Source organism: Termitidicoccus mucosus (assembly GCF_038725785.1).
In the GTDB taxonomy this organism is placed as follows: domain Bacteria; phylum Verrucomicrobiota; class Verrucomicrobiia; order Opitutales; family Opitutaceae; genus Termitidicoccus; species Termitidicoccus mucosus.
In genome coordinates this window covers 4,090,514-4,115,205 of record NZ_CP109796.1, presented here as the reverse complement: position 1 = coordinate 4,115,205, position 24,692 = coordinate 4,090,514, and the positions used below count along the sequence as shown (strand labels likewise).

General features: G+C 69.0%; 7 protein-coding genes. 3 read left to right on the top strand and 4 right to left on the bottom strand.

All coding sequences use genetic code 11. The features are described 5' to 3' along the window. Nucleotides 1-162 precede the first annotated feature (162 nt). A complete protein-coding gene (gene glpK / locus OH491_RS14440) occupies nucleotides 163-1,659 on the bottom strand; it encodes a glycerol kinase GlpK (protein WP_068773053.1) in 1,497 nt (498 codons plus the stop codon). A 223-nt stretch (nucleotides 1,660-1,882) separates the two neighbouring features. On the opposite strand from glpK, the gene OH491_RS14435 reads away from it, so the two are divergent. Beyond that, a complete protein-coding gene (locus OH491_RS14435) occupies nucleotides 1,883-2,923 on the top strand; it encodes a Gfo/Idh/MocA family protein (protein WP_068773194.1) in 1,041 nt (346 codons plus the stop codon). Between the two features lie 173 nt (nucleotides 2,924-3,096). Here OH491_RS14435 and def read toward each other — a convergent pair whose 3' ends face one another. After that, on the bottom strand, nucleotides 3,097-3,687 hold the full coding sequence (def, locus tag OH491_RS14430) for a peptide deformylase (RefSeq protein ID WP_068773052.1): 591 nt from the start codon (nucleotides 3,685-3,687) through the stop codon (nucleotides 3,097-3,099). 73 nt (nucleotides 3,688-3,760) lie between these two features. Here def and OH491_RS14425 point away from each other — a divergent pair, with 73 nt between their 5' ends. Further along, a complete protein-coding gene (locus OH491_RS14425; RefSeq protein ID WP_068773051.1) occupies nucleotides 3,761-5,449 on the top strand; it encodes a hypothetical protein in 1,689 nt (562 codons plus the stop codon). 40 nt (nucleotides 5,450-5,489) lie between these two features. Beyond that, on the top strand, nucleotides 5,490-6,872 hold the full coding sequence (locus OH491_RS14420) for a hypothetical protein (protein ID WP_068773050.1): 1,383 nt from the start codon (nucleotides 5,490-5,492) through the stop codon (nucleotides 6,870-6,872). Nucleotides 6,873-7,120: 248 nt separating this feature from the next. Here OH491_RS14420 and OH491_RS14415 read toward each other — a convergent pair whose 3' ends face one another. Beyond that, complete coding sequence (locus OH491_RS14415) at nucleotides 7,121-12,658, bottom strand: autotransporter outer membrane beta-barrel domain-containing protein (RefSeq protein WP_342750532.1); 5,538 nt, start codon at nucleotides 12,656-12,658, stop codon at nucleotides 7,121-7,123. Between the two features lie 196 nt (nucleotides 12,659-12,854). Beyond that, entirely contained in the window at nucleotides 12,855-23,753 is a 10,899-nt protein-coding gene (locus OH491_RS14410) for a beta strand repeat-containing protein (protein ID WP_342750531.1), read from the bottom strand. Between the last annotated feature and the right edge of the window lie 939 nt (nucleotides 23,754-24,692).

The window sequence follows — 24,692 nt, the reverse complement described above, 5'->3', positions numbered from 1 at the left end:
AATTCCGTTCGGAATTGGTATAACACCGGCGCTCCTCGCGCGAGCAGGACAGCGAAAGTCCGGCTCGTGGACAATCCGGACGTCCAATGTAACCTAATGGGTTACAAAATTCATGAGATGCCTTGGGGCTTATGAAGGGGCGGCGCCCGACGTTTCCGAAGATCACACCGCCCAGTTTTTCGCGCGCTCGACCGCGTGGCGCCATTGGGCGTGCTGGCGGCGGACGCGCGCGGATTCCTTTGCGTCGGGCTTGAAGACGCGCCCGGGTTGCCAGAGGGCGGCGATCTCGTCGCGGCTTTTCCAGTAGCCCGCCGCGAGCCCGGCGAGGTAGGCCGCGCCGAGCGCGGTGGTCTCGGTCACGCGCGGGCGCACGACGGCGCGGCGCAGGAGCGTGGATTGGAACTGGAGGAGCGCGTTGTTGGCGGTCGCGCCGCCGTCCACGCGCAGTTCGCGCAGGCGCAGGCCGGCGTCGGATTCCATCGCGCCGATGAGGTCGGCGACCTGGTAGGCGATGCTTTCGACGGCGGCGCGGGCGAGGTGTCCCGCCGTCGTGCCGCGCGTGACGCCGGTGATGGTGCCGCGCGCGGCGGCGTCCCAGTGCGGCGCGCCGAGGCCGGTGAAGGCGGGCACGAGGTAAACGCCGCCGTTGTCGGGCACGCCGGCGGCGAGCGCCTCGATGTCGGAGGAACGGGCGATGAGGCCGAGGCCGTCGCGCAGCCATTGCACCACGGCCCCGCCGGTGAAGACGCTGCCTTCAAGCGCGTATTCGACCGGCGCGGACGGGCCGAGCCGCCAGGCGGGGGTCGTGAGTAGTTTGTTTTTGGATACGACGGCCTTCCCGCCGGTGTGCAGGAGCATGAAGCAGCCGGTGCCGTAGGTGTTTTTGGCCATGCCGGGGCGGAAGCAGGCCTGGCCGAAGAGGGCTGCGTGCTGGTCGCCGGCCACGCCGGTAATGGGGACGCCGCGCAGCGCGGGGATGGCCGTCACTTCGCCAAAAAATTCGCTGGAGGAGCGGATTTCGGGGAGCACGGCGCGGGGGATGCCCAGAAGCGCGAGGAGCTCGTCATCCCAGCAGGCGCGATGGATGTCGCAGAGGAGGGTGCGGGAGGCGTTGGTGAGATCGGTGGCGTGGACGCGGCCGCCGGTGAGCCGCCAGAGGAGCCAGGTGTCCACCGTGCCGAAGGCGAGCTCTCCGCGTTCGGCGCGGCGGCGCGCGCCGGGCACGCGATCGAGCAGCCAGCGGAGCTTGGTGCCGGAAAAATACGGGTCGGGGAGCAGGCCGGTTTTGCGGCGGATGAGCTCGGAGTGCCCGGCGGCGCGGAGTTTTTCGCAAAGGGGCGCGGTGCGGCGGTCCTGCCACACGATGGCGGGCGCGAGGGGGCGGCCGGTGGCGCGGTCCCAGAGGAGCGTGGTTTCGCGCTGGTTGGTCAGGCCGATGGCCGCGATGCCGGCGCCGGTGAGGTTGGCGTCGGCCACGGCGGCGATGGCGGCGCGGCGCGTGGTGGTCCACAGGTCGGCGGGATCGTGCTCGACCCAGCTGGGGCGCGGGTAGTGTTGCGGAAACTCGTGCTGCGCGAGGGCGCGGATGCGGCCGCGGCGGTTGAAGACGATCGCGCGGCTGGAGGTCGTGCCTTGGTCGAGGGCGAGAATGTATTTCATGGGGGCGCGGAAGGACTCAAGTTTATGCAAGATGCCGCGCGGGCAACCCTCTTTCCTCTTTCTCTTTCGTCAGGAAAACGGCGGACCGGGAAATGGGAGAAAGAATAAAGAGAAAGAGGAAAGAAGAAAGAGCACGGGCGCGGAGCCGGGTGTTTCCTGGGTGGATCGGAGGGAGGCGCGCTTCGGATTTGCCCGCGCGGAAAACAGGGCCATGCTTGGGCGCATGTCGCAAAAACCGCTTCGCATCGGCTTCATCGGCGCGGGGGCCAACACCCGCCTGCGCCACATCCCCGGCTTTCGCGCGCTGCCGGGCGTGGAACTCGCGGCCGTCGCCAACCGTTCGCGCGAATCGTCCAGGCGCGCCGCCAAGGAGTTCGGGATCGCGCGCGCCGCCGCCGACTGGCGCGAGATCATCGATGCGCCCGACATCGACGCCGTCTGCATCGGCACCTGGCCGTGGCTGCACGCGGAGGCGTCCATCGCAGCGCTCCGCGCCGGCAAACACGTGCTCACCGAGGCCCGCATGGCGCGCAACGCCGACGAGGCCGTGGCGATGCTCGGGGCGTTGCAGGAGGCGGGGCGGAAACAGCCCGGCATCGTCGCGCAGATCGTGCCCGCGCCGCTCACACTCGCGTTTGACGCCACCATCCGCCGCCTGCTCGACAGCGGCGTGATCGGCGCGCTGCGCGAAATCACCATCACGCAGACCGGCGTCGCCCAAGCCGACGCCTCCGCGCCGCTCACCTGGCGGCAGGACGTCGAAAGAAGCGGGCACAACATCATGACACTCGGCATCCACTACGAGGCGCTTCTGCGCTGGCTCGATGACGACGCCGAGGTCGTCGCGGCGGACGGCGCGGTGTTCACCGCCGAACGTCCCGGCGAGGACGGACGCCCGCGCCGGGTGCAAATTCCCGAAAGCCTCACCGTGCTGGCGCGTTTTCCGCGGACCGGCGCGCGCCTGGTCATCCACCTGAGCGGCGTGGAGACCACGCTCCCGCGCAACGAAATCCGTCTCAACGGCAGCGCGGGCGGCCTGCGCCTCGACCTCGACAACGAAATCCTCCGCCACAAACCGCTCCAGGGCACTTCGCAACAAGTCGTCATCCCCGACGCCGACCGGGGCGAATGGCGGGTCGAGGCGGATTTTGTCGCCAGCATCCGTGAAGGCGCGCCCGTGCGCCTGACCGATTTCGCGACCGGCCTCCGCTACATGCGCTTCACCGACGCGGTGTGGGAGGCGTGGCGGGCGGGGAAGCGGTAAGCGCGCCCGTATCCGGCAAGCGTGAGATACAGGTTCGCGCGGCCGCGCGCCGTAGCGCGCGGCATCCCTGCCTGCCGTCGAAACCAAAAGGCGCGTAGCGCCGCTGATTGTCTTTTCTGAAAAATGCCGCGCTTCGCGCAGGATAGGTTCGACGGCAGGCAGGGATGCCTGCGCTACGCCTGCGGCCCGGCCAGACCTTTCGCCGCGCCTTCCTTCGTCGCCTTCGCGTGCGCCTTGATGGCGGCGTCGATCTTGGCGCGTTCCTTTTTCGCCATGCGGTCGATGAACAGCACGCCGTTCAGGTGATCCGTCTCGTGCTGGATGCAGCGGGCGAGGAGCCCGTTGCAGATGAACGTGTGCGGCACGCCTTGGGCGTCCTGAAACATCACGGTGATTTCAGAGGGGCGCTCCACCTCGCCGCGGATTTTTCCGAACGACAGACAGCCCTCCGAGTCCGTTTCCGAGCCGGCGGCGGCGTGTTTCTTGATGACCGGGTTGGCGATCATCATCGGCATGAACAGCTCCAGCGGCGGGTGGCTGCCGTCGAGATCCCAGTCGAAGTCCGGGTCGGCGCGCGACACATCCACCACGCAAAACTGGATGGCACGCCCGATTTGTTGCGCGGCCAGGCCGATGCCATTGGCGGCGTTCATGGTCTCGATCATGTCGCGCCCGAGCTGCGCAAGCGCGTCGTCGAACACGGTGATATTCACTCCCTTTTTTCTTAAAACCGGATCATTGTATTGAACAATTGGCAGCAGCATGGGTCGAGACGTTCAGTTTCAAATCGTGGGTTTGCCACCGGCCGTCCGCAACCCCTATTCTCCGCCTTTTCAAATGTCCACCACCGGCGCAACTCGCGCGAAGAAACGCAATCCGCTCATGGGCGCGGTCTGGCTTGCCGCCGGGCTGCTCCTCATCGCGTGCGCGTGGATGACCCCGGTCAACCTGAAATCCCTCACGCCCGCGCTCCTCCGCGAGGCCGGACACGGCACGCCGGCCGTCGCCGATTACGGACGCCAGCGCATCGAGTCGGAGAAACTCGGCTCCGCCCAGCTCGTCCTCGCCGCCGCCCGCCTCGTGGACGACCCCGGCGCCGACGCGCTTGCGCTCAGTATCCGGAATGTGGAGACCCGCCGCCCCGAGTGGGTGCCGTGGGGCGGCTGGGACCCGTTTCTCGACCCGCTCTTCAACCTCAAGGAAAACATCGGCCGCGCCGCCTCCACGCCCGTGCTCGAGTTTTTTATCGCGCAAAAGGCCCGCCAGTCGCTCCTCCTTTTCCTTTCCGGCTCGCGCTCGCTCGGCGTGCAATCCGTCCTCCAGACCCGCGAAATCCAGGGCACGACCCGCTTCGTCCCCGCCACGCATCCCGGCGGCCAGTCGCTCGACGCGGTCATCCTCCTCGCCGCGCTCCTCTACCAGTCGGAAAACCTCTCCGGCCCGCTCCAGCGCGAGCTCCGCGGCCTCGCCGAGGCCGCCGTCGCGCAAAAGCAAATGGGCCCGCTCGAGGATTTCTACATCGACCTCCTCTCGCTCGGCAAGCGCCTCAACTGGATGCAGCTCGCCGAGCTGCTCCGCGTGAGCGGCAGCGTGCGCACCGTCGGCGAATTCGCCCAGCTCGCCCGCGTGGCCTCCGACGACCTCCCGCTCATCTACACCGCCGCGCTTTTCACCGGCTCGGCCGACACCGTCGCCGACTACCTCATGCGTTACGGGAAACACGGCCTCGCCGACCTCCGCCTCGCGCTGGCCGGCGGCGAGGGCGCCGCGCGCCTGCTCCTTGCCCGCCAGATCCCCGTCAACCACGCCGGCGGCCCCGTCCTCGGCCCCGCCGCCACCCTGGCGCTGGTCCACCCGCAGATCATGCTCGTCGCGAAATACCTCGGGTTTTTCCTCGGCGCGTTCTGCCTCTTTCACGCGCTCGAGCACCTGCTTGCCGCCGCCAGCCCGGCCACCCCGCCGCTCCGCGCCCGCAGCGGCATCCTCGCCGCGATGATCGGCGCGCTCCTCGTCCTCGCCACCGAACCCTTCCTTGTCAAAGCCGCCCCGCCGTCCGAATTTAAGCTCAAGCTCCTCCTTCCCGTTCTCTCCGACTCACCCGTTTCACCCGTCCGACTCGAATCAGCAACACCACCCACCATGGACTCAGCCACCATCATCTCCATCGGCTTCTTCGCCTTCCTCCAAGTCACGATGTATCTCATCTGCCTCTTCAAGATACGCGGCATCGAGCGCCAGCCCCTCGCGCCGCAGCTCAAGCTCCGTCTCATGGAAAACGAGGAAAACCTCTTCGACGGCGGGCTCTACATCGGCATTGCCGGCACGGCCACCGCCCTCGTCCTCCAGGTGATGGGCCTCATCCAGGCCAACCTGCTGGCCGCGTATTCGTCCAACCTCTTCGGCATCCTCTGCGTGGCCATCGTGAAAATCCGCCACGTCCGCAACGCCAAGCGCCGCCTCATCCTCGAATCGCAGGCCGTCGGCGACCTCCACCAGCCGGCTCCCGCCGTGCGTTCCGTTTTGTGACATTCCGCTCCTCCCGCCCCGCGGGCAACGCAGCCTCGCCATGAACAAGACGCTTCTCCTCATCATCTGCGACTTTCTCCTCCTGAACCTCCTCGCGCTCACGCGGTGGGAGGAAGCCATCCCCGCCGACCCGCAGCCCACCGCCGCGCAACTCTCGGCCACCACCCCCGAGGGCTCCGCGCCCGCCAGCAAGGACGACGACCTCGTCTCCCTCATGAAAATGTCCCTCGAGGACGAACGCGCCCAGCGCGAGCAGACCCTCGCCCAGCTCCAGGCCACCGAACAGCAACTCCAGCAGCGCGAACAAAACCTTTCCCGCCTCGAAGCCGACCGGGCCAAACTCTCCGTCTCCCTCTCTGAGACCCAGCAGTCCGCCGCCGACCTCGCCCAACGCTACGAACTCGCCGCCCGCGACGCCAATGTCTCCAAGGAGCGTCTCGCGCAACTCCAGCGCGACCTTGAGCAAACCCAGACCGAGGCCGAGCGCCGCAGGCAGGAAGTCGAAAAACTCGCGCAGGAGCAGGCCGCCGCCCGCGAAAAAATCGAAAACCTCAACGTCGCCGTGAAAGTCGCCGAGCAGGAAAAAGTCATCCTGCGCCAGACCGCCGAGACCCTGAAGGAACAGGTGCAGGCCGAGCGCGAGGAACGCGTGAAGGCCCTCGAAACCACCACGCAACTCGCCCAGGGCGTCGGCCAGCTCGCCGAGAAATCCACCGCCCTCACGCAGGAGATCCGCGACAACCGCCCCATCAACGCCAACACCCTCTTCAGCGAATTTTTGGCCAACCGCGTGCAGGCCTCCTTCACGCTTTACCGCTCCTCGCTCCTGGGCGGCATCACCCGCGACCGCGACCCGCAGACCGTGCTCGTCCGCGACGGCGAGAACATCTACGCCATCCTCCACGTGGACGACACGCCCTTCACCTTTCGCGAGGCCAATCCCGACTGGACGCGAGTCCGCGCCGCCTTCGTGAAGGACGGCGCGCGCACGCCCGTCGCCGCGATCAACTTCCTCTCGCTGGATCCGCGCCTCGTCACGCTGCCCGTGACCGAGCAGGAGGCCGCCGCGCTCGGCGCGAAAATCTACGAAACCGCGCTCGATCCCTTCAAGTTCCCCGAGGCCGTGCTCATCAGCAACGGCGGCAAAGGCTACGCCGAGCTGCCCTTCAAGCTCGACCCCACGCAGCCCGGCTACGTGAAGATGGACAAGCCCTTTTTCAGCAGCCTGCGAGGCGACCTCGTGATCAGCAAAACCGGCGAACTGCTCGGCATCATGGTCAACAGCAGCTATTGCGTGGTGATAAACAATTTCCTCCCCGCGCACACCCTGCGGACCGGCGACGACATGGCCGACCAGAAAACCAGCGTGACGCTCAACGCCCTGACCGCCCGCGTCCGTGCCCTGCCGATGAAGCTGCAATGAAGGCGCCCGGTTCGTGAAACGCAGCCGTGCGTAGCGCAGGCATCCTGCCTGCCGTCGAAAACAATGGCGCGAAGCGCCGCTGCTCTTCTTTTCTTTCCAAAACCAATATGGCTGGCATTGGCGCGGCGGCGCCGGTAGGGCGAGGCGTCCCGGCCGAGCCGCGGGTCAGCAACGGCTTGGCCGGGGGCTTCGCCGTGCCGGCGCTGCCGCGCCCCTGTCAAACGAAAGCACCCTATTAAAGCATCCTATTACCAGAGGCGGCGGTAGCCGAGGCTGAGTGCCCAGGGGCGCTCGTAGCTGGGGGCGCGTGCGTATTCGTAGTCGATGTACAGCTGGCTGAGGTCGTTGACGCGGTAGCCAGCGCCCAGGCCGAACTCGACGCGCTTGCCGTCGAAGCCGGCGGTAAACGTCTTGCCGTGGGCGGTGATGCCGCCGCCATTGGAATCGACCGCGACGGCGGCAAGCTTGCCGTAGGGATGCCACCGGCTGCCGGGGAGCCGGCGGCCGAAGCGCAGGAGCGCGCGGTACTGCCAGGTTTCGGAGTCGTCCACGCGCACCTTGATCGCGCGCTGGCCGGGGGTGGGGCGGGTGTCGTAGGCGGCGCGGCCCAGCCAGAGCACGGAGGCCTGCGCGGCGGGCTCGAGCCACCAGCCGTCGGCGCGCTGGAGGCGGCGGCCCGCCTCCAGGCTCAGGCCCAGGCCTTTCACGTTGTAGCCGGCGTGCGTCACGCGCCCGTTGGCGGCGCGGGCGTCGAACGCGTTTTTATACCGGTCGGCGCGCCCGACCGCGTCGAGGAACCAGCCGTCCGCGCGCAGGAGCGTGGCGTAGGCGCCGACGCCGGCATTGCGGGTTTCGCCGGTGCCGGCGTTGTCGAACCTGCGGCTGACCCCGCCCATGTCGATGAAGCCGCCGAGGAGGTTCGCGCCGGTCTCGGTCGCGAAGGCCCGGTCGAGGCCGGCGGTCATGCCGTAGCCGTGCTGCTCGAAGGCCATGCCGGAGACGCGGTTCGAGGCGTCGAGGCGGTAGCCGCGCGAGCGCACCCAGACGTTGCCGGAGGCGTTGCCTCCTTTTATGGCGGCGGCGTGGCCGCCGTCAAGGGAGGCGAGGTTTTCGGCGCGGAGGTCACCCATGCGCAGGTGGAGGCTGTCGAGGGCGCTGGCCCAGTCCAGCGCGAGCGTGCCGGCGGTGTTGAGGATGGCGTCGGCGGCGTGTGAGAGCCCGGCGTCGGTCAGGTACACCGTGTGGGGATCGGGGATGTAGGCGCTGCCGTCGCCGCGCATGAGTTCGAGCGAGGTGAGCTCGGTCTCGATGCGGCCGCCGACGAGGTCGAAGGTGCTGAGCGTGCCGCCGGTGTGGATGAGCTCCAGCGCGATGTTCGGGCCGGCGGGCTCGGTGCCGTGGGTGTCGAGGTGCACGCGGTGCGCGCCGGCGCCGTCATCGAGGATGTCCAAAAAGTTCGCGATCATGCCGGCGGGCACGATGCCGCCGCCGGCCAGGCCGGAGAGGTCGGCGTTCAGGTAAAAGTTGCCCGAAGTATTGCCGAGGGTCGCGATGGTCGCGGAGCCGGCCGGGTTCGCGGCGGAGAAGGCCAGCGCGCCGCCGTTCATGTTGAGCGTGCCGAACCGGTATCCGTCAGCATCGAGCACGAGCGCGGCGCGCGCGTCGAGCGTGGTGTTCGCGATTTGGTAGGCGGCGGGGTCGTTTTCGAGGAACAGCGTGGCGTTGGTCACGAGGTGCGTGCCCGCGCCGGAGAGCGCGTTGCGCAGGACGCCGGTGAAGTCTTTCTGCTCGAAGGTCGCGCCGGAGGCGACGCCGATGGCGGCGTCGCCGAGGGCGTTTTCGTGCGTGGCGGTGACGCGCGCCCCGGCGGCGATGCTGCCGGTGCCGTGGAAGCCGGCGCTGTCGCGGGCGAGCGTGACGGCGCCGGCGGCGGCGTGGAACAGGCCGTAACCGGAGAGGGTGTTTTGCAGCGCGCCGGTGGCGGCGGTGCGCAGCGTGCCGTCGAGCTGGATGCCGCCGGAGCCCAGGCCGGCGGTGTCGGCCAGGTGCGCGGTCGCGTTGGCGTTGATGTTGGTTTGCGCGGTGTAGCCGGGGTTCGCGCTGGTGATGGTCAGCGTGCCGCCGGCGAGGGTGAGCGCGCCGGTGCCGGTGAGGCGGCCGTCGATCTGGCCGCCGCCGCGGAGGGTTTGCGTGTGGCCGGCGAGGTCAAAGGACGCAGGGGACTCAATGGACAGAAAGGACGTGTCGCCCAAGACGTGGTCGGCGCCGGCGATGAGGGCGCCGGTCGTGATCGTGCTGGAGCCAGTGTAGGTGTTCGCGCCGGCGAGGGTGAGCGACGAGCCGGTCGTGTAGGTGACGCCGCCCTCGCCGGTGAGGGCGGCGGTGAGGGTGCTGTCGGTCGCGCCCGCGTCGGTGAGGACGAGGGTGGTGCCACTCTTCACGTTCAGCTCGGCGAGCACGTAGTCGTAATACAGGCCGGGGGCGAGGGCCGTGCCGGTGTAGACGGTGGCGCTGCCGGTGGTCTGCGCGGTGTAGTTGTAGATGGCCAAAACCTCGTCGTGCTCGATCACCTGGCCGTTTTCGAGCGCGCTGCCGTCGGCCCTGGTGACGGCGATCTGGCGCGGCGCGGCCTCGGCGAGGGTGCCGGCGGAGACCAGCAGCGTGGCGTTGTCGGTGAGGTTGTCCTGGTCGAGCCAGTTTTTCTGCCGCGCGGCGTCGCCGATCGCGGCCGTGCCGCCGGCGTAGTTTTCGAAAACGACGGTGCTGGCGAGGTCGGCGACGGAGAGCGTGCCGACGTGGAGGACCTCCTCGGGATCGACGCCGTTCATCGGCAGCCAGAGCGCGCCGGCGTTGAGCGTGAGGCCGCCGATGCGGGCGGTCTCGCGGTTGGCGTGGAGCGCGCCGCCGGCGTCGAGGCGCAGCGTGGCGTTGGCCAGCGCGGCGGCGTTGAAGGCGTGCGCGGCGTTCGTGCCGAGGGTGAGCGCGGTGTCCGCCAGCGCGACCGTGCCGGCGAAGTTCGAGCCGGTCGTGGCAACGAAGTCGAAGGCGCCGCTGACGGACTCAACGGCGAGCAGGCCGTCGCCGCTGAGCGCGTGGACGAAGCTCGTCGCGGTCGTGGCCAGTGCGCCGGTCTGCGCGAGGACGACGGAGGCGCCGCCCGCGCCGGTGCCGCCGATGTTATCGTTGCCGGTGATCGCGGCCGTGCCGGTGACGGCGAGCGTGCCGGTGAAGGCTGTATTGGTCCCGGTGAGCGCGACGCTGCCGCTGACGAGGTTCACGCCGGTGCCGCTCACGGTGTTGGCGAAGGCGCCGGTGCCGCTGAGCGCGAGCGTGGAGCTGTTCGCGATGGTGGCGGCGCCGAGGCCGTCGAGGCTGTTCGCGAGGGTCAGGGTGCCGGCAAGGATGCCGGCGCTCCCGGTGAAGGCGTTCGAGCGGCTGATGGTCAGGTTGCCGGCGGCGTCCTTGTTGAACGTGCCGGAGCCGGAAAGCGCGTTGCCGAGGGTTTCGGCGGCGGTGTTCGCGACCGTGAGCAGGCCGTCGAGGAGGATGCCGGCCTCGGAGAGGTTCGCGGTCGAGCTGGCGCTGAGCGCGCTGCCGGCGGCGATGTTCCATTCGCCGGCGGCGCCGAGCTCGTTCGCGCCGGTCAGCGCCACGCTGCTGCTGTCCACCAGCGCGACGGTGCCGCTGCCGGCGATTTGTTTCGCGAGCGTGCCGGTCGCGCCGGTGAGCTGCACGAGGCCGCCGGCGGTCAGCGTGCCGCTGTCGCCCAGCGCCTGCGTGTGGTGCAGGACGGCCGTGCCGGTCACGCCGACATCGGCGGCGAAGCCGGCGTTGGCGCTGGTGATGTCCAGCAGGCCGGTGACGCCGAGCGAGCCGCTGCCAACGCTGTCGAGGAGCGCGCCAGCGATGCTGCCGCTGGCGAGCGTCTGCGTGCGGCCCGCGAGATCAAAGGACGCAAGGGACACAAGGGACAGATGGGACGTGCGGCCGAGGGCGTCGTCGGCACCGGCGATCACGGTGCCGCTGGCGAGGGTCGTCGTGCCGGTGTGGCTGTTGCTGTGGCTCAGCGTGAGGGCGCCGGCGGAGGCGACAAGTTCGAGGTTGCCCGCGCCGGTGATTTCGGCGGCGAGGGTGCGGTCGTCGGCGCCCGCCGTGGTGAGCGTGAGCGTGGTGCCGCTCTTGATGTCGAGCACGGTCAGCGCGTAGTTGTAATACAGGCCGGCGCTCGCGGTCGCGCTGCCGAGGATGGCCCGCGCGGTCGCGGTGCCGGCGGTCACGCCGGTGTAGTCGTAGGTGGCCGTCACGTTGCCGTAGTCGATCCGCCGGCCGCCGGTGAGCGGCGTGGCGCCGTCCTCCTGCGTGAGGGTGATCTGTTTCCCATCGGTTCCGGCGGCGAGCGCGTCGGCGGCGACCAGCAGCGTCGCGGTGTCGTTGAGCGAGTCCTGGTCGAGGAAGTTTTTCGGGTTCGTGCCGGTGCTGTTGACCGTGCCCGAGCCGGTGTAGCCCCTGAAGGCGACCCGCGCGCCGCTGTCCACCGAGAGCGTGCCGGTTTGCAGGACTTGCGCCGGGACGACGGCGGTCATGTCGAGCAGCGTCACGCCGCCCGCGCCCAGGTCGAGCGCGCCGAGTTTGCGGGTCTCGGCGTGGGTGGCGAGGGTCGAGCCGGCGAGCACGCGCAGCTTGGCGCCGGCCAGCGCGAGGGCGTTGTGGGCGTGCGCGGCGCCCGTGCCGAGGTGCATCGTGGTCGCGTCGAGCTTGACCGTCCCGGCGAAGGCCGTGCCGCTGGCCGCCTCGAAGTCGAAGACGCCGCCGTTCGTGGACGCATTCACCGCGAGGACGCCGCTGCCGGCCAGCGCGTGGACAAAGGTGGTCGCGGTCGTGGCCAGTTCGCCGCCGGCGGCGATGACCACCTTCGCCCCGGTGCCGCCGATTTGCGTGCTGGCGGTGATGTCCGCCGTGCCGGTCACGCTGAGCGTGCCGGTGAAGCCCGTGTTCGCCCCGCGCAGGCTCACGCCGCCGCTGGCGACGGTCACGCCCGTGCCGCTGACGGCGTTGGCGAAGGCGCCGGTGCCGGCGAGGTCGAGCGTGGAGCTGTTCGCGATGGTTGCGGAGCCGAGGCCGCCGAGGTCGGCGAGCGTCAGGGTGCCGGCAAGGATGCCGGCGCTCCCGGCGAAGGTGTTCGACTGGCTGATGGTCAGGTTGCCGGCGGCGGTTTTGTTAAAAGTGCCGGTGCCGGTGAGGGCGTTGCCGAGGGTTTCGTTCGCGGCGTTCGCGACCGTGAGCCGGCCGTCGAGGAGGATGCCGGCGAGGCCGAGGTTTGCGGTCGAGCTCGCGCTGAGCGCGCTAGCGGCGGCGACGGTCCACGCGCCGGAGAGCGTGTTCGTCCCGGTCAGCGCCACGCTGCTGCTGTTCGCCAGCGCGACGGTGCCGCTGCCGGCGATTGCTTTTGAAAGGGTGCCGGTGGCGTTGTCGAGGCGGACAAGGCCGGAAGCGGGCGGGCCGCCCGCGCTCCATAGGGTCAGCGTGCCGCTGTCGCCGAGGGCGGAGGTGTGGTGGAGCACGGCCGTGCCGGTCACGCCGACACTGGCGGCGAAGCCGGCGTTGGCGCTGGTGATCTCCAGCAGGCCGGTCACGCCGAGCGAGCCGCTGCCAACGCTGTCGAGGAGCGCGCCGGTGACGCTGCCGCTGGCGAGGGTCTGCGAGTGGCCCGCGAGGTCAAAGGACGCAAGGGACTCAAGGGACAGGAAGGACGTGCGGCCCAGCGCGTCGTCGGCACCGGCGATCACGGTGCCGCTGGCGATCGTCGTCGTGCCGGTGTAGGCGTTGCTGTGGCTGAGGGTGAGGGCGTTGCTGGCGGCGATTTGCAGGTTGCCGGAGCCGGTGATGAGCGCGGTGAAGTCGGCCCCGCCGGCGGCGCGGCCTCGTCGCCGGAGAGCGTCGTGGTCTGCCCGGCGAGCAGGTCGAGCTGCGTGAGCGCGTAGTTCACGGAGAGGCCGGGCCGCCGGTGGCGTAGTCGAGCGCCTGCGTGTAGGTCGCGGTGGCCGTCACCGTGCTGCCGGCGTCGCGCACCGCGGCGGTCGTCGTGCCGCCCCCGGCCAGCGCCAGGTTCGTGCCGGTGGTGGAATATGCGTTCACCAGGCGCACCAGCGTGGCCTCGTCCTGCCGGAGCAGGTTCTGGTCCAAAAGGCCGGTCGTGCCGGTGGCGGCGTGGTTGTTGGCGACGGTGATCGTGCCGCTGGCGCCGTCGAGCGTGTCGGTGAGGATGACCCCATCGGCCCGCGAGCCGGTCGTGTAGGCGAAGACCACGTCCGCGCCGTCGATCTTCAGGCCGCCGGGGTTGCCGCTGCCCAGGCGCTGCGTGCCGGTGGCGACCGTCGTCGTGTTGGCCGTGCCCAGCACCACGGCGGCGGAGGCCAGCGCGTTGTTGTCCAGCGCGTAGGCGCCGGTCTCGAAGAGCGCCGTGCCCGTGAAGCCAGCGCCTGCGGCGCTGGAGTTGAAGTTGAAAGTTGAAGTTGAAGAACCGAGGTCAACGTGCAGGACGCCGGTGCCGCTGAGGGTGCTGGCAAACACGATGTCCCCGGTGGCCACGCGCAGGACTTTTTCCGTCGCGCCGGAGCCCGCGCCGATGACGACCGCGCCGGAGCCCAGCGCGCCGGTGTGCGTCATGACCAGCGCGCCGTCGAGGATGCCGATCGTGCCGGTGGTGGTGTTCGCGCCGGCCAGGGTGAGCGTGCCCGCGCCGGCCTTCTCGATCGCGTGCGTGCCGGTGAGGCTCGTCGCGATGGTCGCCCCCGCGGTCATGTTGAAGACCACCGCGCCGGTGCCGCCGGTCGCCAGCGTGCCGCCGGTGAGCAGGTAGCCTTCGGTTTTGAACTGCGCCCCGCTGAGGGCGATCGTGCCGCCGGTGAAGCTGCCGGCGGCGGTGTTGTCCACCGTGACCGTCCCGCTCGCCCCCCCGAAGATCGCGAAGCCCGCGGCCTCGGCGGGCGCGCCGAGCCATTCCCCGTTGGGCGCGCCGTTGCTGCCGCTCCACGCGGTGTAGGCGCTGGCCGCCCCCGGCGCGTGCCACGTGCCGGAGCCGCCTTCCACGCTGGCGTTGGTCCACTGCCCGGCGCTGTTGTCGCCCCCGTCCCAGTAGGTGAAGTAGCCAAAGTCGTAGAGCAGCTTGACCCAGCCGGTCTCGGCCGTGCTGAACAGGAACTTGTCCGCGTCGGCCAGGCCGCTGACCGCCGCGCCGTTGAACGTGCCGAACGCGAGGTTGCCGGCGCTGCCGGAAAGCGCGCCGCCGGTGAGGCCGTAGCGGATGAGGTCGTATTCACCCTTCGCCAGCGCCGCGCCCGTCCCGGTGAGGTTCACCGTCGTCGTCCCGCCCATGACGACGCTGCCGTGCACGTCGATGCGGTCGTTCACGCCGGCCGCGCTCTGGTCGAGGTGCCCGGGGCTGGTGACCGCGCCCAGCTCGAAGTCGAGGTGCCCGCCGTCGGCGAGCGCGAGGTCGCCGAGGATCGTGGTCACCCCCGGGCTGTTGCCCGGCGCGAGGTGCCCGCCGGCGTTGAGGTAAACATTGCCCCCCAGCGTGCCGCCGCCCCCGAGCGTGCCGCCGGCGTAAACCTGCAGCGCCGAGGCCGCCGTCCCCAGCACGGTGTTCACGCGGAGCCGGCCCGAGTCGATCCGCGTCACGCCCGCCCACCCGGAGGCCCCGCCCCGGTAGTCGAGGTCGGCGCTGCCCGCCACCCGCAGCGTGCCGGTGCCGGCCAGGGCGTTCGTGAGCGTGCCGCTGAGGCCGGCCAGCTCCAAGGACGCAAGGGACGAAACGGACGCAAGGGACGAGCCCAGCGCACCGAGGTGCGTCGCACGCAGCGTCCCGGCGCCCACCACCGTCGTGCCACTGTACGCATTGCTCGCACTCAGGATCAGCAGGCCCTCAGTGGTTTTGTCGAGCACGGTGGCGGCGCCGGAGAGCACGCCGGCGTAGGAGCCGCTTCGCACGGTGAGCGTGCCGCCGCCGAAGAGCACCGTGCCGCTGCCGGTGAGGTTTTGGAGGGTCTGGTGGAGGGAGGCGGTGTCAAACACCGCGTTGTTCACGAGGGCCGCGCTGGCCGCGATCACGTCGGCCACGCCCGCGCGCAGCGTGCCGGTGGCCGTCGTGGTCGTGCCGGTGTAGGTCTCCGCGGTATTGAGCGTGACGGCGCCGGTCGCGCTGATTTGCAGGTTGCCGGAGCCGCTGATGAGCGCGTGCAGTTCGGCGCCGCCGGAGGGCGCGGTCGCATCGCCGTCAAGCACGAGGGTTTTGCCGGCCTGGAGCTGGATTTCTTGCAGGCCATGGCCGAGGGTCAGGTTGTTGCCGGCGCGGGCAAGGGTGTTGCTGTAGAGGCCGAGGGCCTCCGTGCCGCTTCCGATGGCGAGGGTGGAGGTCGTGCCGAGCGTCGCGCCGGCGGCGTCGACGAGGCGCAGATCGGCGAGCGCGCCCGTCCAGTTGGACGCGATGACGAGGGTTTCGTTGACCGCCTCGTCTTGCTGGAGCAGCGGGCGGCCGTTGAGTTTCGCCTGGTCGAGGAGCACGGCGGTGCTGCCGCCGGCGGCGATGGCGAGGCCGGTCACGGTGGCGGTGCCGGTGAAGGCGAGCGTGCCGCCGCCCAGCGCGAGGGTTTTTGCGGTTTGCGCGCCGGCGGCGATGTCGGTGAGGCCGCCGGTCGCGGCGAGCGTCGCGCTGGCGAGCGCGGCGGAGGCGTTGGCGTCCCAGATGAAGCGGCCGGAGGCCGCTTCCACGGTGCCGGCAAAGGCCGCGCCCACGCCCGCGCCGAGGGCGTGCGTGCCGCTGCCGCCGAGCTTGAGCGCGCCGTCGCCGGTGAGCGCGTTGTTGAAGGTCATGTTCGCCGCGCCATCGGTCGCGAGCGTGCCGCCCGCGGCGAGGGCGACCCTGGCGTTTGCGCCGAGGTCGGCGGCGTCGTTGATGAGCGCGCCGGCGTCTTGGGCCACGGTCCATGTGCCGGTGAAGGCGCTGTTGTCGGCGTTGTCGATGCGGACGGACGCGCCGTGCACGAGCACGTGGCCGGCGCCGGCCACGGCGTTGTCGAAGGTGCCGCTGAAATCGAGCACGGCGGATGCGCCCAAGGCGGCGTGCAGGGCGGATGCGCCCAGGGCATCGGCGTCGCGGGCCACGAGCGCGCCGGCGTTCACGGCGGTCGTGCCGGTGTGGCTGTTGCCTGCGGTCAGCGTCAGCGTGCCGGAGCCGGCCTTCGCCAGCAGCCCGGCGCCGCTGATCGCGCCCGCGAGCGTGCCGCTGTTCGCCTGGGTGTCCAGCGTGCCCTGGCCGGCGAGCGCGAGGGCGTTCGCGAGGGCCAGGCCGTTTGCGTCGAGGCGCAGCGTGCCGCTGTCCAGCGTCGCCGTGCCGGTGCCGAGCGCGGCGTTGTCGCCGATGGCGGTCACGCCGCCGGAGAGAGTCGCGCCGCCGCTGAACGTGTTGCCGCCGGCGAGGGCCAGCACGCCGGAACCGGTTTTCGAGAGCGTGCCGGTGCCGGCGATCTGCCCGGCGATGGTCGTCGTGCCGGTGCCGAGGGTGGAGATTGCGAGGGAGCCGGGGAGCGCCACCCCGGCGATGCGGACGGCGCCGGGGCCGTCGGTCGTCAGGGTGCGGTCGCCGGCCACGGCCAGCGCGTGGGCCGAGGTGCCGAGGGTGAGCAGGCCCGCGGCGTCGGCGACGGTGAGCGCGGAGTCGGCCAGCAGCGTGCCGTTGCCGTGCAGTCCGAGCGCGCCCGTGCCGGTGAGCGCGAAGCCGCCGTCGAGGATGTAGTCGCGCTCCAGCGTGCGCTGGCTGTCGGTGTAGCCGCCGCCGGAGGACTGCACGCCGCGCACCGTGCCGCTTTGGAAGGCGATCCGCCCGTAGCCCAGCGGGCCGCCGGCGGCGTCGCCGTCGACGCCCAGCCAGATGTTGCCGGAGGCGAGGGTGAAGCTGCCTGAAAAGGTGTTTCGCGCGTTGAAGACGACCGCGCCCGTGCCGGAACCCTGCACGCTCACGCTCGACGCGGGGCCGCTGATCGCGCTGTTGAAGATGGTGCGGCCGGGGCCGTTCTGCACGATGTCGAGGTTTTCGCCCACGCTCACCCCGTCAAAGCCGAGCATGACAGGAAGATTGAAGACCACGTCCAGACCGCTTTCGTTGGAGATCTCGGAGGTGTTGCCCGGGGTGATGTTGTCAACCGTCTGGAGCTTGAGGCTGCCGCCGCCGGTGTTGAAGGCGAGGGTGCCGCTGCCCGCGCCGGTGAACTTGAAGCGTCCGAGGGTTTTGTCGGCCAGGACGGTGATCGTGGTGTCCGCGCCCGCGAGGGAGGCGTAGGCGGTGTCGAAGATGGCGGAGTCGCCGGCGATGCCGGGCTGCTTGATGGCGCTGTGCGTGAGGGGGGAGACGTTGGTGAACCAGTTGTTGACGCCCCAGACGCTGTCGTGGTTCGAGCCGCTCCAGGTGTAGTTGGCGTCGTAGGGGAGGAGGACGCGGTCGCCGTTGTTGTTGCGCCAGACGCGCACTGAGTTGACGAGGCCGTCGAGCGTCACGTTGTCGATCACGCGGCCCACCGCGAGGGTGCTCTGGATGATGGTCGAGCCGAGGCCGGTCTGCTGGTCGCCATTCCAGCCGGTGAAGGCGAGCAGCGAGCCGGCGTTGACGCGGATGTCGCCGAGGAGGAGGGTGACGGGGTTCGAGGGCGTGCCCCCGGCCACGTCGATGAAGGCGTCGCCGGTGACGAGGAGGCTCGAGAGCGCCTGCGTGTTCTGGTTGATGGCGAGCGTCGCGCCGGCGCCGAGGGTGATGGTGCCGGTGGCGTCGAGGAGGTTTGCGGCGGCGAGGTTGACGGTGCCCGCGCCCAGCTCCCAATTTTGCGCGGCGAGCTTCACGCCGAGGGTGTAGTTGCCGGCGGTTTTCACGCGGTCGGCGACGAGCACGCCCTGCTGGCCCGCCGCGCTCGTGCTGAGGAGCGCGCCGTTGTGCGCGAGGACGGTGGTCACGTCGCTGCCGCTCACGATGAAGCGGCCGTTGTTGTTGAGCAGGAGGCGGTCGCCGCCGGCGATGGTGACGGTGCCGCTGTCGGCGGCGACGACCTGGAAGGCGCTGGAGGCGCCGTTGGTCGTGAGCGTGCCGGTGCCGAAGGCGGTGTCGCCGGCCACGCCGGAGCCGACCTGGATGTCGTCGGCGGTGGCGGCGGCGGTGTAGCGGACGGTGCCGGTCTGCACCTCGATGCCGTCGGTGATCTGGTTGTCGACGTTGGTGAGTTCGAGGACGCCGGCGCCGGTCTTGGTGATGCCGCCGGCGGTGGAGGCGTTTTTGTCGTGGAGGAGGGAATCGACGCGGAGGGTCTGGCCGGCGTTGGTGATGTTGAAGGTCATGTCGGCCTTGCCGTTGCGGAGGGCGATGCTGCCGGTGTCGAGGATGAGCGTGGTGGCGGAGCCGGCGTTGGTGATGGTGATGCCGTTGGCGTCAAAGAGCACGGGGTTGGAGACGCGGATGGAGGTGGCGGAGGGGTCAACGCTGTCGGCCCCGACGTAGGCGCCGAAGACGGCGCTGTTTTTCAGAAATCTGAGAGTGCCGGTGCCGAGCGCGCCGCCGGCGAGGGTGCCGCCGGCCCATACGGAGTCGTGCCCGACCTGGACGATCGAGGAATGGTGCGTGATGCCGCCGGCGAACTCGTTGGCACCGAGGAAGCGGATGGCGCCGCTTCTGCTCCAACTGCTCTCCGCGCCGGTGAAAAAGCCGCCGGCGCCCGCGATGACATGGTCCTTGCCAAAGGTGAGGGTGCCGCCGCTGCCGCCGAGTCCCTGCTGCCCGGCGGAGACAGTGCTCTTCCGGCCGGTCGAGCCGCTGTCGAGGTTGAAGAGCAGGTTGCCGTTGTAATTATTGCCGCTGGTGATGTTCAGCACGTTGGGGATGGAGATCGTGGCGCTGCCGTTGTTGGCCTGGATGAAGCTGCTGTTGATCGCGCCGGCGATGGTGAGCGTGCCGGTCGTGCCGAAGGGGTTGTCGTATTTCACATACACCTTGCTTGCCAGTCGGTAGTTGCCGGTGAAGGCGCTGTTGTCGCCGTTGTAATAAACCCGGCCGTAGCCGGTCTGGTTGATATTGCCCGCACCCGAGAGGTTGCCGTTGAAGACGGTGGTGACATAGGGGCTGCTGTTGTTGTTGCCGTAGTTGTCGATGATCCAGGTGGCGCCGGTGCCGAGGTCGTCCACGAACACGTTGCCGGCGAAAGTCAGCGTGGAGACCGCGCCGGCCGTGTTTGCCACCACCGCGCCGAGAGCCGTCTGCCGCTGGTGATAGAGGTGGCCGCGCAGGATGACGTCGGAGGCGATGGTGCGCGAGGTCGCGGCGGAGTCCACCGCGCCGGAGGCGAGTTGCTCGTTATAGGTTTCGAGGTAGAATCTCTTGTCGGCGCCGTCGCCGATGACGAGGGTGCCGGTGCCGAAGTAGCCGCTGCCGGAGACGGCGGCGTTCGCACCGTAGAGCTGGATGACGGAGGAGTCCCGCCAGGTGAAGCCGCCGGAGTAGGTGTTGCCGGAGGAGAGGAGGAGGGTGCCCGCGCCGGTTTTGGTGATGCCGCCGTCGCCGCCGACCGCGCCGCGCCAGTCCAGATAGCCGGTGGCCACGGGCACGGTGGCGGCCAGCTCGATGTCCGTGTCGAGCTTGACGGCGTTGTTGATGGCGAGGACGGAGCCGCCGGCGTGGAGGAGGCGGGCGTCGTAGGTGTTTTTGTCAAAGATCAGGGTGCCGCTGCCGCCGAGTTTCACGGAGGGCTGGGCGGAGAGGACGTTCAGGCGCGAGAGGGTAAAGTTGCCGTCCACGTCGATGGTCTTGGTGGCGAGACTGCTGTCGATGTCCTTGATGGAGACGCTCACGTCGATGCCGTTGGGGGCCTGGCCGGGGGCGGCGGTGTTGAGCCAGCCGGCGCCGGCGCTCCAGAGGGTGCCGGTCGCGCCGGGGCCGCCCGTCCACTCGATGGTGGCGACGGCGGTGGCGGCGTTTTTCAGATACCAATAGCCGCCGTCGGTGACGACCTGCACACCGGCCTCGTAGCCGGTGAGCGCGATGTTGTCGAGGGCGGGCAGATTGGGGTCGGCGGCAAAGCGGACATAGGCACCGGTGCCGTCGGTGTTCCAGACGCCGCTGGTGTTCTGGATGGAAAGAATATCGGCGGTGCTCCAATTCGCCGTGCCCGAGGCCGCGCCCGCAAAGGTCAACCGTCCGTCCGCGCCCAGCAACAGCGAACCGCCGCCGGCACGAAGATACAGCAAACCGAGATCCTGACTGGTGTGTTCCACCGCCAGCGCGCCGCCGTTCAAGACGACGCCGGGCGCGGTCGCTCCGGAATATTGAACAACCTGATTATCGGCCGTGAGCTGGAGCACGCCGCCGTCAAGGTGTATCGAACCCGCGGGTTTGAAGGTGAGCGCACTGTCAAGCGTGGTCTGGCCGGGACCTTGTTTGTGGATGGTGTTGATGCCGCTTACAATGCCGCCGCCACCGGCCCCCTTGGTGATGAAAGACTGGCCGGCGGGATTGGTGGTGGTGTCAAAATACAGGTTGATGTTCTGGGCGGCGGTCACGCCGCCGTCGCCAAAGACGCCGCCGTCAAGCACGAGGTCGCCGGAAACCTTGAAAATACCGCCGCCGGAGGCGATGCTTTTGGCGAAACTGTCCGCGCCGAAAAACACGGTGCCGCCGCCGGCAAAGAACAGGGTTTGGTTGTTGCCGAGGTTGAGATTGACCGGCGCGGCGGGAGCGGCGCCGCCGATGCGCGTGTCGTTGCCCTGCGTATCCACGTAGAGCTGGCCGCTGGTCACAGTGATGTCGCCGATGCCGAGGTAGTTGTTACCCGCGTCGAGCCTGCCGATGGTCAGTCCGCCCGCGCCCACCGTGGTGTAAAGCGTGCCGCCGTTGACACCCAGCCCGCCGGAGAAGGTGTTGGAGCCGCTGAGGATTTCCTTCGTGTGACTGCCCATAAAAACCAGCCCGGCATCGCCGACGAGGTGGGTGCTCGCGCTGAAGGTGAGCGAGGCGCGCACGCCCACGGGGCTCACGGTGCTTTCGTCGACATTTATAGTGTAAGTGCCGGAGGTCTTGGCCGAGGCATCCAGGAGGATGTCGCCGTCCCACGTGAAGGTGGTGTTGTTGGCGGCGAAGTCGTTTCTGATGAAGATGCGGTTGGGGACGGAGATTTTGTTGTTGTTCGCCATGCCGCGGATACCGCCGCCGTTGAAGGTGATGGTGTTGATGGAGCCGGAGAGGAGCGCGGCGCTGGTGATGTCGCCCCAGGCGTTATTGTTTTGCCGGGAAATACGGCCACCGTTGACGATGAGGTTGCCCGTCCAGCCCGTGTTCACGCCGCCGAAGCGGTTTTCAACGAGGCTGGTCGGCGCGCCACCGTTGCGGTTGATGATGATGTCGTGCGTGCCGGTGATGGCGGGGTTAAAATAGATGTTCGCGCCTCCCTCGATGCTCAGGTCGGAAGCCAGGCGGATGTTGCCGGAAAGGGTGTTCCAGCTGTAGTTGTTGATGGCTATGACCGCCGGGACGCCGGCGCGCCCGCTGTCCATGAGCAGGGTGCCGACATTCACGCCATAGGCGGAGCCGCCGGGGTTGTTGTTCATGGCCAGCTTGCCCAGCGTCCACGTGCCGCTGACGGAGGCGAAGCCCGCGCCGGCGACGGTCTTGCCGCCGAGCGAGCCGCCGGCGTCGCCAAGGATGGCGATGGCGCCGGGGGCGTTGGGGAGGGCGAAGGGGTGGACGATGTCGGTGCCGCTGACGCGCCAGTTGCGGTAGTCGGAGGCGTCGAGGGTGTTGGCGCCGCCCGTCCACTCGGCCTGGAGGAAGTCGGGCGTGATGCCGTCGGGAAGCATGGGGATGAGGAGTTCGCCGGAGGCCCAGGTCGCGCCGGGATTGTAGCCGTGGAACCAGACCTGGTTTGCAAGCTGGCCGGCGGTGGGCGAGGCGGCGAGGAGGACGCGGTCCGTGCTCGCGCCGGGGAGGTATCCGTAGATGCCGAGGATGCCCGCGGTGTCGGCAAAGGAGAGCGCGCCGAGGTCGAGAGTGGTGGCGGTGGCGATGTCGCCGCCAAGCTGGATGCGGGCGAGCGTGCCCGCGCCGACGGCCACGCCCGAGAGGGTTTGCGAATAGCCGTTGAGCCGGACGTAGCCGGTGGAGGCGCCGTCGAAGGCGAGCGCGCCGGCGAGCTGGCCGGTCTTGCCGAGGGAGAGGCTGCCCGCGCCGATGGAAACGCCGCCGGCGGCGTCGAGGCTGGAGGTCGCGCCGAGGTCGAAGACGCCGGCGTCGAGCCGGAGGGTGTTGGCGAGGGAGAGCGTGGTGATGGAGGAGTCGAGGCTGGTGACGCCGGAGCCGGTTTTCACGATGGCGGCGTTGACAGTGATGGCGCCGGCGAGAGCGGAGCCGTAGCGGGTGTCGTAGCTGAGCGTCTGCGCGCCGGCACCGGTGAGATTGAAGCGGTGGGCGGAATTGGCGGCGATGCCGGTGGCGTCGGTGAAGACGAGGTTTGCGCCGAAGTTGAAGCCGGCGGCGGGGGCGTTGAGGATTTGCGTGCTGCCGAGGATGACGCTGCCGGAGCCGTAGTCGAGGATGCCGGTGCCGCCGAGGTCGATGGCGCCATCGAGAAGGGCGAGGGTGGCGTTTGTCAGGCGGAAGGTGGCGTAATTGGAGAGGGTGATGGCCGCGCCCGCGCCGAGGGTGAGGGTGGCGGCGGGGTTGGAGGAGGTGACTTCGAGAATGGTGTTGCCGCCATCGACGGTGATGTTGCCCGCGCCGAAGATGCTGGGGCCGGAGCCGAGGGTCATGTCGCCGGAGAGGCTGCCGCGCACGGCGCCGAGGCGCACATCGAGCGCGGCGAAGGTGCTCTGCGCGCCGCCGAGGGTGAGGACGCCGCCGCCCTGCTTGACGAGCGTGCCCGCGCCGGAGAAGGACTGGTTCGCGCCGAAGACAAGGCTGGTGAGGGCATCGACGGTGATGGCGCGCTGGCCCGCGCCAATGGAGGAGAGGGCGGCGGCGGCGGGGTTGAGGGTGAGAGTGCCGGTGGTCGTGGCGGTGGCCTGGTCCTCGCGTCCGACGGCGAGGTCGATAGAGGAGAGGTCAATGGCGTTGGCGAGGGTGCGGCCGGTGGCGTTGGCGAGGTTGATGCGGCGTGCGCCGGAGCCGGCAAGGACGAGCGTGCCGGAGCCGAGGGCATTATCGGCGCCGATGACGAGGGTGCCGTTGTTGAAGTTGACGGGGCCGGCAATGGTGGCGGCGGAGTTGAGGACAAGGCGCCCCGCGCCGTCCTTGGAGAGGGCGGCGGCGGAGAAGGGGCCGGAGACGGTGATGGCGGCGTAGGGGTCGGCGTTGGAGAAGAGCGCGGTGCCGGTGACGGCGGTGTCGCCGGCGAGGGTGATGGAGCCGACCATGCCGGAGTCGTTCTGGATGGCGAGGTTGCCGGCGGCGGAGACATCGGCGAGGAGGCGCAGGCTGACGCCGCCGGAGAGCGAGAGGAGCGCGTCGGCGGGGCCGTTGTCGAAGCGGAGCACCTGTCCGGCGGCGCCGAGGGTGAGCGTGCCGGAGGCGTTCACGCTCGGGCCGCCGACGATGGTGAGCGCGCCGAGCGTGCGCTGCTGGCCCGCGCCGCCGAGGGTGACGGTCTTGTTGGCGAGGGAGGTGTTCGAGGTGACGTTGAATGTGGCGGCGTCGCCGGAGTTGTCCGGGACGGCGGCGGGCGACCAGTTGGCGGCGTCGGCCCAGTTGGTGCCGGAGCCGGTGAAAGTGCCGGAAACTTGGGCGCGAAGGGCGGGTGCCGAGAGGACGGAAGCCAGAAGAGCTGCGACCGGAAGGCGGAGAGCGTGAAGGGCTATATTCATTTTATTTTTACAATATGAAAGTGATGCTGCGGGTCATTGGCAGGCTTGGCTCTTCTGCGATTTCCTAGGCGAAGAGACGGGGTCGTGGAGCCGACGAACGCGGATGCAGGGGGTGCATGCAGTCCTGATGTCTCACCGGCATCAAATCGCGGCGCGGCGCGATCCCTCCGTGGCCGCCGCGTATCCATACCGGCCAACGTATGTCTTTTGCGCTTTGCGCAGTTATTCCGGCTATAGAGTTAAAACTATTTATGTAACAAAAGATTACGCGGCCCGGTCCATCCCCCGAATTACTTGCAATAGCGTTCGCTCCGCTGCGCATGCAGCCGGCAAAATTGAACGCTGTGGCAAGTGGCAGAAGCATTTTGGCGACAGAAGGAAAATTCTTTGCATTTTCATGCTGTCGGGGCCTAGCGAATGATTTTTGGGACGGCTGTCAAATTTACTTTTGTTTATCAATAATGGCTGCCTACACGAATGATTTTCGCCGGTTTGAATTCCGGTTAACCAGGGTTTCTTGGCGGCGGATTTGGAAAAACCCGTCGCTCGGTCTGCATAAATTCGGTTTTAGAGCAATTTTCGTTTGTTCTATCGCATGTAGGGCTCGACCTTGCGTCGAGCCAGGCTGGCATGGATGAAGGAGCCGCGTTGCGCACTGGAAACATCGCGGCCTGACGCAAGGTCAGGCCCTACGGGGCCGCTGTTTATTTGCGACAGAATAAACGAAAATTGCTTTAATCGTGCGTGCCTCGGATGGGGATTCGCATCCTGCGCGCAGTCACGCATAAAGCGCGAGGGGCACGAGTGGTCTTGGCATGGCTGCCTGTTGCTTTTGGGCGAGCTGGCCGCAGGTAGGTTTGGCGCAAGCCGTGAAGGGAGGGCGCATCGTCAGCTTTATGCGGGTGTCACGCAGCCTGCCGGTGGCAGTTCGCGCACGCT

Coding starts and splice junctions, on each gene's coding strand:
- glpK (WP_068773053.1), bottom strand. CDS start 1,659: ATGAAATACATTCTCGCCCTCGACCAAGGCACGACCTCCAGCCGCGCG.
- OH491_RS14410 (WP_342750531.1), bottom strand. CDS start 23,753: ATGAATATAGCCCTTCACGCTCTCCGCCTTCCGGTCGCAGCTCTTCTG.
- OH491_RS14425 (WP_068773051.1), top strand. CDS start 3,761: ATGTCCACCACCGGCGCAACTCGCGCGAAGAAACGCAATCCGCTCATG.
- def (WP_068773052.1), bottom strand. CDS start 3,687: ATGCTGCTGCCAATTGTTCAATACAATGATCCGGTTTTAAGAAAAAAG.
- OH491_RS14435 (WP_068773194.1), top strand. CDS start 1,883: ATGTCGCAAAAACCGCTTCGCATCGGCTTCATCGGCGCGGGGGCCAAC.
- OH491_RS14420 (WP_068773050.1), top strand. CDS start 5,490: ATGAACAAGACGCTTCTCCTCATCATCTGCGACTTTCTCCTCCTGAAC.